The sequence below is a fragment of the Prescottella subtropica genome, assembly GCF_005434945.1.
GTDB lineage: Bacteria > Actinomycetota > Actinomycetes > Mycobacteriales > Mycobacteriaceae > Prescottella > Prescottella subtropica.
This window is the reverse complement of record NZ_SKCH01000027.1, coordinates 15624-28792: the sequence shown is the minus strand read 5'-3', so window position 1 is coordinate 28792 and position 13169 is coordinate 15624. Positions and strand designations below refer to the sequence as shown.

Sequence of the window (13169 nt, the reverse complement as noted above, 5' to 3'; positions counted from 1 at the left end):
AGATTGGGCAGTTCAGAGGCCCGCCCGGCATGGCCATGCATGCCGTACAGCTTCGACTTGAATTGCGCTGGAACAGCATTGACGTTGACCGGGCGCAGTCCTCATGGTAGCTATTTAGCGAGCGTTAAGTAAGTCAATGGCAGAACTCATCTGGAGGTCCGCATGGCCGAAGAGCCGACTCCCACAGAACCTTCCGCGCTGTACGAGCGACGCGGTGCCGTCGCGATCATCACCCTCAACCGCCCGCGGGCATTGAACGCGGTGAACGGCGCACTCGCGACCGCGGTCGGCGCACTGCTCGAACAGGCCGACACCGACACACAAGTTCGTGCCATCGTCCTCACCGGCGAGGGACGCGCTTTCTGCGCCGGCGCCGACCTCAAGGCACTCGGCACCGGCGAACCCCTCGACGCCGATGGTCATCCAGAGTGGGGGTTCGCCGGGTACACCCAGCACTGGGTGAGCAAGCCGACGATCGCCGCGGTCAACGGATTCGCCCTCGGCGGCGGCACCGAACTCGTCCTGGCCTCGGACTTGGCCGTCGTCGATGAGCACGCGCAGCTGGGACTACCCGAAGTCACACGCGGACTGTTCGCAGCAGCCGGCGGTGTCATCCGGATGCAACAACAGATTCCCCGCAAAATCGCACTGGAACTCGCCCTGACCGGCACCCCCATCACCGCCACTGACGCCCGGCAGCTGGGATTGATCAACCGTGTCGCCCCTGCCGGCACGGCACTCGACGTCGCGATCGACCTCGCCCAGGCCATCGCCTCCAACGCCCCCCTGGCCGTGCGTGAATCGAAGTCGATGATCCACCGCACCGCCACCCACTCCGACTGGGACCAACACGTGTGGGACGAGAACGCGACCGCAATACGCACCGTATTCACCAGCGCCGATGCGCAGGAAGGCCCCCGTGCGTTCGCGGAAAAACGCACCCCGGTCTGGCAGGGGCGTTGACATCGACCATCTACACCCCGGTCGCACACACCAACTCGCCGTATCCGAGTTGAATCCACTCCGGTGAAAGGAACACACATGACGAACGCTGTCATCGTCGACGCGGTCCGGCTCGCGTCCGGCAAGGGCAAGCCCGGTGGCGCCCTGTCCGCAACACACCCCGTCGAGATGCTCGCCCACGTTCTCCGCACCATCGTCGATCGGAACAACCTCGACCCTGTACTCGTCGACGATGTCATCGGCGGCTGCGTCAACCAAGCCTCCGAACAGGCCCTCAACATTTCCAGAACCGCACTGCTCGCAGCAGGATTCCCGGACTCGGTACCGGCCACCACGATCGACCGCCAGTGTGGGTCGAGTCAGCAGGCCGCACACTTCGCCGCCCAGGGCATCATCGCCGGCGCTTACGACATCGTCATCGCCTGCGGGGTCGAGTCCATGAGCCGTGTCCCCATGGGTACTGCCCCGATGGGCAAGGACACCCACGGGCCGAGCCTGCGCACCCGATATCCGGAAGGCCTTGTCAACCAGGGTATTTCTGCAGAACTGATCTCCGCGAAATGGAAGCTCGACCGCGAAACGCTCGACGCCTATGCCGCGCAGTCACACCAACGGGCTGCGGCCGCGATCGCCTCCGGCGCGTTCGACAAGGAGATCGTGTCGATCGACATCACCACACCTACCGGTGAGACGGCCACACATACCCTCGACGAAACGGTCCGCGCCACGACCACAGCGGACGGATTGGCCGGGCTGAGGCCGTCCTTCCACACCGACGCCTATGCCGCCCGGTTCCCGGAAGCGAACTGGTCCATCACGCCGGGCAACTCCTCGCCGCTGACTGATGGCGCCTCCGCGGTACTCATCATGAGCGAAGAAGCCGCGAACAAGCTCGGACTGACTCCCCGGGCCCGGTTCCACACGTTCGCTGTGGCCGGGGACGATCCGATGCTCATGCTGACCGCACCGATCCCCGCCACCCGCAAAGCCCTGGCCAAGTCCGGCCTCGACATCGACCAGATCGACGCGTACGAGGTCAACGAGGCGTTCGCACCCGTGCCACTGGCGTGGGCACACGAGTTCGGGGCCGACCCGGCGAAGCTGAACCCACTTGGTGGTGCGATCGCTCTCGGTCACGCTCTCGGGTCCTCCGGCACCCGGCTGCTCACCACCCTCGTCCATCATCTCGAAGCCACCGGCGGCCGCTACGGCCTGCAGACCATGTGTGAAGGCGCCGGCATGGCCAACGCCGCCATCATCGAACGTCTCTGAACCACAGCATTTCTCGAAAGGACCTCCCACATGATCGTCACCGATAGCGTCGCCGTCGTCACCGGCGGTGCATCCGGACTCGGACTGGCCACCGTCAAAGCCCTCCACGACCAGGGCGCCCAGGTCGTCATCCTCGACCTGCCCTCGTCCGACGGAGAAACCGTCGCCAAGGAACTCGGCGACCGCGTCCGGTTCTCCCCCGGCGACGTCACCGACGAAGCCTCGGTGACCACTGCCCTCGACCTGGCCGAATCCCTCGGCCCGCTGCGTGTCACCGTCAACTGCGCCGGCATCGGCAATGCCATCAAGACCGTCGGCCGCAGTGGCGCCTTCCCCCTGCCAGACTTCACGAAGATCATCAACGTGAACTTGGTCGGCACCTTCAACGTCCTGCGTCTCGCCGCCGAACGAATCTCCACGGTCGACCCTGTCGACGGTGAGCGCGGTGTCATCATCAACACCGCCTCCGTCGCCGCGTTCGACGGTCAGATCGGGCAGGCCGCCTACTCCGCCTCCAAGGGCGGTGTCGTCGGCATGACCCTACCGATCGCCCGCGACCTCGCCTCACTGCTGATCCGCGTCGTCACCATCGCTCCGGGCCTGTTCAAGACCCCACTGCTCGGCTCGCTGCCCGAAGCCGCGCAGGCCTCACTCGGACAGCAGGTGCCGCACCCGTCGCGCTTGGGCGACCCTGCAGAGTACGGCGCTCTCGCCGCGCACATCGTGGCCAACCCGATGCTCAACGGCGAAACCATCCGTCTCGACGGCGCCATCCGCATGGCACCCCGCTGACGAACAACCAGGTACTGAAGAAGGAGCAGCGATGACGGCAGGGCCTGCATCCGAAACAGTCGACGGCTGGCGGGTATTCGAACCACTCCAACTCGATCCCGTCCTCGCCCAGGCCCTCCACGCCTTCCACGAGAACGGCTTCCACGGCACCTCGGTGCGCGAACTTGCTCGCAGGGTCGGGGTGACCGTTCCCGCCCTGTATTACCACTACGAGAACAAGGAAGCCGTTCTCGTCGCCCTTCTCGACACCGCGGTCCGTGATCTGATCGACCGATCGTTCGCCGCGGTCGCCGCCGGTGGCGACAACCCGGTCGTACGCTTCAGCAACTTCGTCGAAGCGATCGTCCTCAACATGACGCACCGGACCCCACAATCCGCGCTCGATTCCGAACTCCGCCATGTCTCCCCGGACAACCGCCGAAACTATGCGGCCACCCGCAAACGTCTGGAAACGATGGCCTCCGACCTGGTACGCGACGGTGTCGAACAAGGTGTATTCGTCATCGACGAAACCGAGGAACCCGTGCGCGCTCTGCTCGGCATGGCCCAGTCGATCGCCCGCTGGTACCAGATCGACGGCCCGCTCACTCCCGGACAGGTCGCCGACCGCTACACCGCTATCGCCCTACGCATCGTCGGCTATCAGAGCACACCCAGTGAGGAGATCACATGCTGACCACCGCATTCACCGACACCTTCGGCGTCCGCCACCCCATCGTGCAGGGCGGAATGCAATGGGTTGGCAGAGCCGAACTCGTTGCCGCCGTAGCCAACGCCGGAGCACTCGGCATGATCACGGCATTGACTCAACCCACCCCCGACGACCTGGCTCGAGAAATCGCGCGCACCCGCGAACTCACCGACCAGCCATTCGGGGTCAACCTCACAATCTTGCCTTCGATCAACCCTCCCCCCTACGCCGAGTACCGGCAGGTCATCATCGACTCCGGCGTCAAGATCGTCGAAACCGCCGGCGCGAACCCCGGACCCCATCTCCCCGACTTCCACGCGGCCGGCATCAAAGTACTGCACAAATGCACCAGCGTCCGCCATGCACTCAAAGCTCAGGACGCCGGCGTCGACGGCATCAGCATCGACGGCTTCGAATGCGCCGGCCACCCCGGCGAAGACGACGTCCCCGGACTCGTCCTGATCGCCGCGGCCGCCGAACACGTCACCATCCCCATGATCGCCTCCGGCGGCTTCGCAGACGGACGAGGCCTGGTCGCTGCCCTCGCGCTGGGTGCCGACGGCATCAACATGGGGACTCGATTCATGTGTACCGAAGAAGCCCCGATCCACCGCGACATCAAAGAAGCGATCGTTGCCGCCAAGGAAACCGACACAGAACTGATCTTCCGGCCACTGCGCAACACTGCCCGCGTCGCCCGAAACACCATCAGCCTCGAAGTCGTCGACATCCTCAACCGCGGCGGCACCTTCGACGACGTCCGGCACCTCGTCGCCGGCACCCGCGGCAGGACGGTCTTCGACACCGGCGACACAGATGCCGGCATCTGGACCGTCGGTTCCTCCCAAGGATTGATCCACGACATCCCCACCGTCGCGGACCTGGTCGACCGCATCGTCCACGACGCCGAATCCCTGATCGCCGAACGCCTTGCCCGCACACTCACCACCGTCGACGCCTGACACCTGACGACCTCACACTCTGGAGAGAACCGATGCAGCGCAACTTCTTCGAACCCGACCACGAGGCATACCGGGAAACGGTACGAGAGTTCCTCGCCCGCGAGATCGAACCCCACTACGACCGCTGGGAAGAAGACCGGATCGTCGACCGCTCCGCATGGCTCGCCGCAGGCAAAGCCGGCATCCTCGGACTCGCGGTCCCCGAAGAGTTCGGCGGTTCCAGCGTCACCGACTACCGATTCCGCTGTGTCGTCGTCGAAGAGGTCGCCCGAACCGCCACCACCTCGTTCGGCAGCGGCATCAACACCCAAGACGACATCGTCACCCCCTACATCGCACATCTGGGCACCGACGACCAGAAACAACGCTGGCTTCCCGGCATGGCCGCCGGGGAACTGATCGGTGCCATCGCCATGACCGAACCCGGAGCTGGATCCGACCTCCAAGGCCTCAAGACCACCGCAGTCCGTGACGGCGACCACTGGGTCATCAACGGCCAGAAAACGTTCATCACCAACGGAATCCACTCCGACCTGGTGATCATCGTGTGCCGCACCGACCCGAACGCCGGATCCAAGGGGTTCTCCCTGATCGTCGTCGAACGCGACACCCCCGGATTCAGTCGCGGCCGCAAGCTACACAAGGTCGGACTCGCCGCGCAGGACACCGCCGAGCTGGTCTTCGACAATGTTCGTGTCCCCGCAGCAAACCTTCTCGGCACCGAGGGACACGGCTTCACACACCTGATGAACAACCTGCCCCTCGAACGTCTGTCCATCGGGCTCAGCGCAGTAGCCTCCGCACGCGCCGCCTACGAATGGACGAAGAACTATGTGTTCGAACGCAAAGCATTCGGGAAACCGATCGGCGACCTACAGAACACACGCTTCGCCCTCGCAGAGATCGTCACCGAGATCGAGGTGACCCAGGCCTACATCGACCAATGCGTACTCGCACTCAACGCCGGCAACCTCACCGCTGTCGACGCCGCCAAAGCCAAATGGTGGGCCACCGAGATGCAGAAGCGCGTCATCGACCGCTGCGTCCAACTCCACGGAGGCTACGGCTACATGATGGAGTACCCCATCGGCCGCGCCTACGTCGACACCCGCATCCAAACCATCTACGGCGGAACCACCGAGATCATGAAGGAAATCATCGGCCGCGACATCGCCTCCGGCTTCGCATGAACCACCGCCCTATCCACTCTGAATTGAGGACGGTGAACGTCTCCACTGCTGCATCCCGCTCGATAAGCGAGGTTGACTGCGAGACAAGGTAGCCCCGCCCGACGGCGTCGCTCGACGGACCTTCGAGTGCGTGGGGTTCGACGATGGTTGCCACACCGGCACATCTCACGCTCACCGTGTTCGTTCCCCACTGGATCACCCACGCCACCCACGCCACGATCCGGTCGCTCGACCTCGACGAACGCACCTACGGCACCGTTCACGGGGTGCGACCCGACCTGCTCCGGGGCTCGGCGAGTACCCGCCTCGGTCCGTACCCCTATGCACCGCGTCCGCACTCATGACGATCCTGCGGAGGGTCCCCCACCTCGAGTCGTTCCCCGACCGACCCGAGGTGGGGGACGTGTTCGAGCCGACGACGTATTGGACGGATTCACCGTACTCGTCCCGGACGACGTCGGCGCGGTCGGCGCGACCACCCTGACCGGGTGCCTGATGTGGGATCGCTACTTGTGGAGCAACTACTACACGCAGCCCACCGGCCGGGTGCAGTTGATCGAGCGCGTACCGCTGATCCAGCATGTCGTGCACACCCCCACCGACTACCCGAACTGGTACAACGTCACCTACGACGGGCCGCGGACCCTGTATCGCGGGTGCGCGATCCCGGACGACCACCACGTCGTCGCGTATGCGCTCCGGGTGCGAATACTCCCGTTACACCCCTAGCGACGCAATCCATTCCGGCTCGAACCAGCCCGCCGCCGCGGCGGTGAACGCCGCCGCATCCAGGCGGCCGGAGCCTTCCGGGATCCGTCCTACCAGGGGCGCGCCGGTGACGTCCGGGAGGTCGTCGAGGTTGCAGCGGGCCGCGAGGTCCGGTGTGTCCGGCCAGGATCCGACGACGAACCCGCTGCACACGACGTCGCGGGCGGTGAGGGCTTCCGCGGTGAGCGCGCAGTGGTTCAGCGTGCCGAGTCCGGCGGCCGCGACCACGACGACCGGGGCATCCAGGTCGGCGGCGACGTCGCGGATCGTGAACCCGTCGGCCCCGAGCCGCACCAACAGGCCTCCGGCGCCCTCGACGAGGACGACGTCGTGGCGGGCCTCGAGCTCCCGGACCGCGGAGACCACCTGCGCGCGCGTGAGCAGCGGCATCCCGGCGCGGTGGGCCGCGGTGTCCGGGGCGAGCGGTTCCGGGTAGCGGGCCAACTCGATCGTCGCCGTGATCCCGGTCAGCCGGGTGACGTCGGCGAGGTCGCCGGGTTCGCCCGGCGCGACACCGGTCTGGCCGGGCTTGCACACCGCCACCGACAGCCCCCGCGCGGCCGCCGCGGCCGCGAGCGCCGCGGTGACCACCGTCTTGCCGACATCGGTGGAGGTTCCGGAGACGACGAGCACGGTCATGCCGCCACCCGCACCCGATGCGCTGCCAGCACCTCGGTGAGCACGGCGTCGATCCGCGTCATCTCGTCGGCGTCGATCGTGGCGCGGGCCGTGAGCCGCAGCCGTGACGTGCCGGCGGGGACCGACGGCGGCCGGAAACAGCCCACGTGCAGGCCTCGTTCCCGGCAGGCCGATGCGGCGTCGTACGCGACCTGCGGGTCACCGAGAATCACCGACACCACAGCGGATTCGGGGGCGGCGGCGCCGGTGATCCGGGCCAGGTCGCGGGCCCGCTCCAGGACGGCAGCGGCCCGCTCCGGTTCCCGGACGAGGACCGCGAGTGCGGCACGGGCGGCCCCGACCGCGGCCGGGGCGAGACCGGTGTCGAAGATGAACGTGCGGGCCGCGTCGATCAGGTGCGCCCGCACCCGCTCCGATGCGATGACCGCACCGCCCTGCGCGGCAAGCGATTTCGACAGGGTCGCGGTCACCACCACGTCCGGCTCCCCCGCCAGGTCCACCTCGTGCACCAGGCCGCGGCCGCCGCGGCCGCGCACCCCGATGCCGTGGGCCTCGTCGACGAGCAGGACCGCCCCGTGCGCGCGGCACACCCGGTGCATGTCGCGCAGCGGCGCGAGATCGCCGTCGGCGCTGAACACCGAATCGGTGAGCACCAGCGCCCGCTCCTCGGCGCGTGCGGCGAGGGTGCGGGCCAGGAAGTCGACGTCGGCGTGCGGGGCGACGACCACCCGAGACCGGGACAGCCGGCACGCGTCGACGAGGGAGGCGTGGCAACCGGCGTCGGAGACGATCAGTGCACCGGGACCCGAGAGTGCCGTCACCGCACCGAGATTCGCGGCGTACCCGCTGGCGAAGACGAGACCGGCCTCGGCGCCGACGAAGTCGGCGAGCTCCCCTTCGAGCAGATCGTGGTCCGTGGTGGTCCCGGTGACCAGGCGCGATCCGGTCGCTCCCCCACCCCAGCGGCGGACGGCGGCGACCGCGCCCGCGATCACCTCGGGGTGCCGGACCAGGCCCAGATAGTCGTTGGACGCGAGGTCGATCACCGGATCCGACGCGCCCCGCGGCCGCAGTTCGCGGCGCAGTCCGGCCGTCCGCCGCTGCGTCTCGACGTCGTCCAGCCAGGCCAGTGCATCCCGTTCGGTTCCCACGGACAGCACCCTACAAGCCCACTTGAACAGCGTTCAAGTGGGCTACCGGCGCAGCCGGAAAACCCGAATGTCCAGTTCGAACGCGACGACCGCCGCGACCGCCGCCACGACGAGGCTCAGCAGCGGGAACGTCAACCACGGCGACGGGGAGGCCGCCCCGGACGACGGCGGAGATGCCGTCCACGCCCACGCGAAACACACCCCCGAGACCAGCGCGGTGCCGGTCGTCAACACCGCCAGTGGTCGGTAGCCGCCGTCCTGGGCGCGCGTCATCCGCCAGCCCTCCGCGTTGGCGCACGCGGCGACGAACCCGCCGACCCCCGCACCGAGACCGGCCAGCAACGGCAGGGTCGGCCACCAGTCGGGCGCGTCGGCGGCGACGTGCCACACGAGTGCCGCGGTCAGCCCCAGCAGCAGGCCGACGGTGACGAGCAGTGCGGTGACCGGGCGGGGGCGGCGAAACAGGTCGCGGTACACGCCCCGACCCTAGCGACGCGGATCACAGCCCAGGCCGGTTTTCGGAGGATTGGCTGCGGGCCGCGGCGACCATGCCGGCGGCGATGCGGTCGACGTCGTCGGCAGTGCTCACGTACGGCGGCATCGCGTAGATCAGGTTCCGGAACGGGCGCAGCCACACCCCGGCGGCGACGGCGGCGTCGGTCGCCGACGGCATGTCGACGGGTGCGGCGAGTTCGATCACCCCGATGGCGCCGAGCACCCGGACGTCGACGACACCGGGAATCTCGCGGGCCGGGGCCAGCCCGTGCTCGAGGCGCGCGTTCACCATCGCGACCTCGGCGCGCCAGTCCCGCGACAGCAGCAACTCGACGGCCGCGACGGCGACCGCGCAGGCCAGCGGGTTGCCCATGAACGTCGGGCCGTGCATGACGCCGCCGCCCTCGCCGGCGCTGATCGTCTCGGCGACCGCCGTCGTGCACAGCGTGGCGGCCAGCGTGAGGTAGCCGCCGGTGAGCGCCTTGCCGACGCACATGACGTCGGGCGACACCCCGGCGTGGTCGGCGGCGAACAGTTCCCCGGTGCGGCCGAAGCCGGTGGCGATCTCGTCGAACACCAACAGCAGACCGTGCTCGTCGCACATCCGCCGGAGTTCGGTGAGGTACCGCGGATCGTGGAAGCGCATCCCGCCCGCCCCCTGGACCACCGGTTCGACGATCACAGCAGCCAGCTCGTCGCGGTGCGCGGTGACGAGTTGCTCGAACTCGGCGACATAGTCCGGGTCGAAGTCACGGGGCGGGGCGGGCGCGAACACCTGCCGGGCCAGCACATCCGTCCACATCGTGTGCATGCCGCCGTCCGGGTCGCACACGCTCATCGGCGCGAACGTGTCGCCGTGGTAGCCGCCGCGCCACGTGAGCAGCCGGTGCTTGCCCGGTCGGCCCTGCGCCCGCCAGAACTGCAGGCACATCTTCACCGCGACCTCCACGGACACCGAGCCGGAGTCGGCGAGGAACACCGTGTCGAGGCCGTCCGGGGTGACGTCGACGAGCAGCTGCGCGAGACGCGCCGCCGGGGCATGGGTGAGGCCGCCGAACATGACGTGACTCATCCGGCCGAGCTGTTCGGTGACCGCGGCGTCGAGCACCGGGTGCCGGTAGCCGTGCACTGCCGACCACCACGAACTCATGCCGTCGACCAGTTCGGTGCCGTCGGCCAGGGTGAGGCGGGTGCCCTGCGCGGACTCCACGACCAGCGGCGTCGTCGACGCCGGGAACGCGCCGTACGGGTGCCACAGATGGGTGGCGTCGAGTTCGAGGATGCGGTCGGAGGACAGTTGCTGCGGGTTCACGCGGCCCGACTCTAACCAGCGACGGTCACAGCGGTGCGGTGACGGGCGCCTCCGGGGCGTGCGTGACGTCGGTGGTACCGGTCGTCAGATACTCGGTGACGGCCCGGTCGACGACGGTGTTCCCGCCCTGGATCGCGGCCCCGTGGTCGCCGCCGTCGACGGTGACGACGTGCGCGCCCAGCGCGTCGGCCAGGCGCATCCCGCCCGCGTACGGGGTCTGCGGGTCCCGCAGGCCCTGCAGCACGAGCGGCGGGGTGTCGAGGCCGGCACCGGACGGCGCAGGGACGGTGGTCACCGCGGGCGCCCCCGCACACGACGCACCGGCGCTGAAGCCGTAGCCGACGGCGTCGAACAGGTCGCCGGTGACGAACGTCGAGAACAGCCAGCCGGGAATCCGGTCGGGCCGCGGCAGAACCGCGTTCTCGTTGCACAGGACCAGCGCCTGCATGAGCTGCGAGGCGACCATCATGTCGAGGTCGGTCTCGTCGGGCTGCGACTCCGGCATCGCGGACAGGCCGTCCCGGACCACCCGCGCGATCGTCGGCCAGGAGTTGCGAGCCGGAAGTGCCTGGCGGGTGAACAGATACAGGCTCGACGCCGCCTGCGTGTGCGCCGGATCGATCGTCCGGCGCACGAACGCCTCGAACTGGATGCGGGCCGGGCCGGTGAGGTCGACACCCGCCCGGTAGGCGTCGGCGACGGCCGTGAACGCCGGCGGGACGTCCCCGATCTGCGCGGGCGGCGGCGCGAGCGTGGGGTTGCCCCCGGCCTCCTCGACGATCCGGTCCGACCACCGCTGGTACACCTGCAGCGGTGTGGCACCGAGACCGTAGGTGTCGTCGTGGGCGGCGATCCAGTCCATGAGGTCGTAGAAACGCCCCCGGTAGCCGTCGTTCTGCTGCCACAGCACCTCGTTCCACAACCAACCCCGGTCGACCGCCGAGTCGAGGACCATCCGACCGGTGTGCTGCGGGAACAACGTCGCGTACGTCGAGGCGAGAGTGGTGCCGTAGGACAGTCCGTAGACGTCGATCCGGTCCTCCCCCAACGCCGTTCGTACCGTGTCCCAGTCGCGGGCGGTGTTCTCGGTGGTCAGGTGCGCGGTGGCGCCGGGGGTTCCGCCGTCACACGCGACGCGGGTGGCGCCGCCGCCGAATCCGGCACCCATCGCGGCCATGATCTCCGGGGAGAGCACACACTCGGGCGCCCCGGCGTGCGGAAGTCCGCGCGGCTGCACCCCGATCACGTCCCACTGCTGCCGGATCTGCTCCGGAAGTGCCTGCGCGAGCATCGCGTTCGACGCGATCGCGTCGCCGCCCGGCCCGCCCGGGTTGGTGAACAGGACTCCGCGGCGCGCCGATGGATCCTCCGCGCGGTGCCGCGTCACCAGGACGTCGATCGTGCCGGCGTCGGGATTGCCGTAGTCGCGGGGCACGGGGACCGTCGCGCACTGCTCGGCGGCGTCGAGCGCGTACTCGGCGGGACACACCCCCCAGTCGAGCGTGTCCGCTGCGGACGCCGATGATGCTGCACCGGAGGCGAATCCGATCGCCATGCCGACGGTGAGCACCCCCGACCCGATCCGCTTGCCTGCCGAACGTCGTGCACCATTCCCCGAAATACTCACAAACACGACAGTAGCGTGCGGACCGACCGGTTGCCCGGCGCGGTCAGTGCGGGACCGGGCAGCCGCCGCCGTAGTCGACGCGAAGTTCCTTGATGCCGTTGATCCATCCGGACCGCAGCCGCCGCGGATCACCGAGCGCCGTGATGTCGGGCATGTGGTCGGCGATGGCGTCGAAGATCAGCTCGATCTCCATGCGGGCGAGGTTCGCGCCGATGCAGTAGTGGGCACCGGTGCCGCCGAAACCGAGGTGGTCGTTGCCGGTGCGGGTGATGTCGAACGTCATCGGGTTCTCGAAGACGTCCTCGTCGAAGTTGGCGGACGCGTAGAACATCACCACCCGGTCACCCTTGTGGATCTGCTGCCCGCCGAGTTCGGTGTCCACCGTCGCGGTGCGCTGGAAGCCGACGACCGGGCTGGCCCAGCGGACGATCTCGTCGATCGCGGTGGCCGGCCGCTCCCGCCGGAACAGCTCCCACTGGTCCGGGTTGTCCATGAACGCCAGGATGCCGTGGGTGATCGCGTTGCGGGTGGTCTCGTTGCCGGCGACCGCAAGCAGCAGCACGAAGAACCCGAAGTCCGCGGAATCGAGGGCGCCGCCGTCGATTTCGGCGTCGACGAGGGCGGTGAGGATGTCGTCCGCGGGGCACGTGCGGCGATCCTCCGCCATCGCGTACGAGTACGCGAGGATCTCCGTCGACGCCACCAGGGATTCCTGCGCGAACTCCGGATCGTCGTAGCCCATCATCTGATTCGACCAGTGGAAGATCTTGTGCCGGTCCTCCTGCGGCACCCCGATGAGTTCCGCGATGGCCTGCAGCGGCAACTCGGACGCCACCTGTTCGACGAAGTCGCCGCGGCCCGACCCGGCGGCCTCCGTGACGATCTTCTCGGCCCGCTCCTTCAGCGCGGCGCGCAGGCCCTGCACCGCTCGGGGCGTGAACGCGCGCGAGACGATCTTGCGCAGCGCGGTGTGCTCGACGCCGTCCTTGTTGAGCAGCAGGTGCCGCAGCATCTCGACGTTCTCACGGGGCAGGTCGTCGGAGAACCGGGCGATCGCGGTGTTCTCCCACGACGAGAAGATGTCGCTGCGGCGGGAGACCTCCTTGACGTCCGCGTGCCGGGTCACCGCCCAGTACCCCTCGTCGGCGAAACCGCCCGTCGTGGGCGACTGCTCCACCCAGTGCACCGGCTCCGACCGGCGCAGTGCCGCGAACTCCTCGACGGGGAGTCGCTGCTCGTACACGTCGGGGTCGGTGAAGTCGAAACCGTCGGGAACACCGGGAACTGCCATGTCGCACACCCTCTCT

The 13169-nt window shown here is 68.4% G+C and carries 14 protein-coding genes; 8 read left to right on the top strand and 6 right to left on the bottom strand.

The window, feature by feature from the left end:
• Positions 1-162 precede the first annotated feature (162 nt).
• The 8 genes from E0497_RS17880 to E0497_RS17845 all read left to right on the top strand — a co-directional run bounded on the left by E0497_RS17880 (position 163) and on the right by E0497_RS17845 (position 6599).
• Positions 163-963 (top strand): crotonase/enoyl-CoA hydratase family protein, encoded by an 801-nt coding sequence (locus E0497_RS17880; protein ID WP_137726147.1) that lies wholly within the window; start codon positions 163-165, stop codon positions 961-963.
• 78 nt (positions 964-1041) lie between these two features.
• On the top strand, positions 1042-2235 hold the full coding sequence (locus tag E0497_RS17875; protein WP_137726146.1) for a thiolase family protein: 1194 nt from the start codon (positions 1042-1044) through the stop codon (positions 2233-2235).
• A 30-nt stretch (positions 2236-2265) separates the two neighbouring features.
• Positions 2266-3027, top strand: a complete 762-nt coding sequence (locus tag E0497_RS17870; RefSeq protein ID WP_137726145.1) for a 3-hydroxyacyl-CoA dehydrogenase — start codon at positions 2266-2268, stop codon at positions 3025-3027.
• Between the two features lie 31 nt (positions 3028-3058).
• Positions 3059-3703: a TetR/AcrR family transcriptional regulator gene (locus E0497_RS17865; protein ID WP_137726144.1), complete on the top strand. Its 645-nt coding sequence runs from the start codon at positions 3059-3061 to the stop codon at positions 3701-3703.
• A complete protein-coding gene (locus E0497_RS17860; protein WP_137726143.1) occupies positions 3697-4680 on the top strand; it encodes an NAD(P)H-dependent flavin oxidoreductase in 984 nt (327 codons plus the stop codon). The genes E0497_RS17865 and E0497_RS17860 overlap by 7 nt, the downstream gene beginning before the upstream one ends.
• 32 nt (positions 4681-4712) lie before the next feature.
• Positions 4713-5870: an acyl-CoA dehydrogenase family protein gene (locus E0497_RS17855; protein ID WP_137726142.1), complete on the top strand. Its 1158-nt coding sequence runs from the start codon at positions 4713-4715 to the stop codon at positions 5868-5870.
• A 143-nt stretch (positions 5871-6013) separates the two neighbouring features.
• Positions 6014-6214 carry a hypothetical protein gene (locus tag E0497_RS17850; RefSeq protein ID WP_137726141.1) on the top strand — a complete coding sequence of 67 codons (201 nt, stop codon included), beginning with the start codon at positions 6014-6016 and terminating at the stop codon, positions 6212-6214.
• A 79-nt stretch (positions 6215-6293) separates the two neighbouring features.
• Positions 6294-6599 (top strand): hypothetical protein, encoded by a 306-nt coding sequence (locus E0497_RS17845; protein WP_241665953.1) that lies wholly within the window; start codon positions 6294-6296, stop codon positions 6597-6599.
• Here the strand turns inward: E0497_RS17845 and bioD are convergent.
• The 6 genes from bioD to E0497_RS17815 form a co-directional block, all read right to left on the bottom strand.
• On the bottom strand, positions 6588-7277 hold the full coding sequence (gene bioD, locus E0497_RS17840; protein WP_137726140.1) for a dethiobiotin synthase: 690 nt from the start codon (positions 7275-7277) through the stop codon (positions 6588-6590). The two genes, E0497_RS17845 and bioD, sit on opposite strands and share 12 nt — an antisense overlap.
• Entirely contained in the window at positions 7274-8428 is a 1155-nt protein-coding gene (locus E0497_RS17835) for an 8-amino-7-oxononanoate synthase (RefSeq protein ID WP_170313007.1), read from the bottom strand. The genes bioD and E0497_RS17835 overlap by 4 nt, the downstream gene beginning before the upstream one ends.
• A 42-nt stretch (positions 8429-8470) precedes the next feature.
• Positions 8471-8905 carry a hypothetical protein gene (locus E0497_RS17830; protein ID WP_137726138.1) on the bottom strand — a complete coding sequence of 145 codons (435 nt, stop codon included), beginning with the start codon at positions 8903-8905 and terminating at the stop codon, positions 8471-8473.
• A 22-nt stretch (positions 8906-8927) separates the two neighbouring features.
• Positions 8928-10235 (bottom strand): adenosylmethionine--8-amino-7-oxononanoate transaminase, encoded by a 1308-nt coding sequence (locus E0497_RS17825; protein WP_137726137.1) that lies wholly within the window; start codon positions 10233-10235, stop codon positions 8928-8930.
• Between the two features lie 25 nt (positions 10236-10260).
• Positions 10261-11790, bottom strand: a complete 1530-nt coding sequence (locus E0497_RS17820; RefSeq protein ID WP_137726166.1) for an alpha/beta hydrolase — start codon at positions 11788-11790, stop codon at positions 10261-10263.
• 115 nt (positions 11791-11905) lie between these two features.
• Positions 11906-13153: a cytochrome P450 gene (locus E0497_RS17815; protein WP_137726136.1), complete on the bottom strand. Its 1248-nt coding sequence runs from the start codon at positions 13151-13153 to the stop codon at positions 11906-11908.
• Between the last annotated feature and the right edge of the window lie 16 nt (positions 13154-13169).

Bases quoted from the DNA above. Each gene is read 5' to 3' on its own strand.
- E0497_RS17880 (WP_137726147.1), top strand. From the start codon at position 163: ATGGCCGAAGAGCCGACTCCCACAGAACCTTCCGCGCTGTACGAGCGA.
- E0497_RS17875 (WP_137726146.1), top strand. From the start codon at position 1,042: ATGACGAACGCTGTCATCGTCGACGCGGTCCGGCTCGCGTCCGGCAAG.
- E0497_RS17870 (WP_137726145.1), top strand. From the start codon at position 2,266: ATGATCGTCACCGATAGCGTCGCCGTCGTCACCGGCGGTGCATCCGGA.
- E0497_RS17865 (WP_137726144.1), top strand. From the start codon at position 3,059: ATGACGGCAGGGCCTGCATCCGAAACAGTCGACGGCTGGCGGGTATTC.
- E0497_RS17860 (WP_137726143.1), top strand. From the start codon at position 3,697: ATGCTGACCACCGCATTCACCGACACCTTCGGCGTCCGCCACCCCATC.
- E0497_RS17855 (WP_137726142.1), top strand. From the start codon at position 4,713: ATGCAGCGCAACTTCTTCGAACCCGACCACGAGGCATACCGGGAAACG.
- E0497_RS17850 (WP_137726141.1), top strand. From the start codon at position 6,014: ATGGTTGCCACACCGGCACATCTCACGCTCACCGTGTTCGTTCCCCAC.
- bioD (WP_137726140.1), bottom strand. From the start codon at position 7,277: ATGACCGTGCTCGTCGTCTCCGGAACCTCCACCGATGTCGGCAAGACG.
- E0497_RS17820 (WP_137726166.1), bottom strand. From the start codon at position 11,790: ATGGCGATCGGATTCGCCTCCGGTGCAGCATCATCGGCGTCCGCAGCG.
- E0497_RS17815 (WP_137726136.1), bottom strand. From the start codon at position 13,153: ATGGCAGTTCCCGGTGTTCCCGACGGTTTCGACTTCACCGACCCCGAC.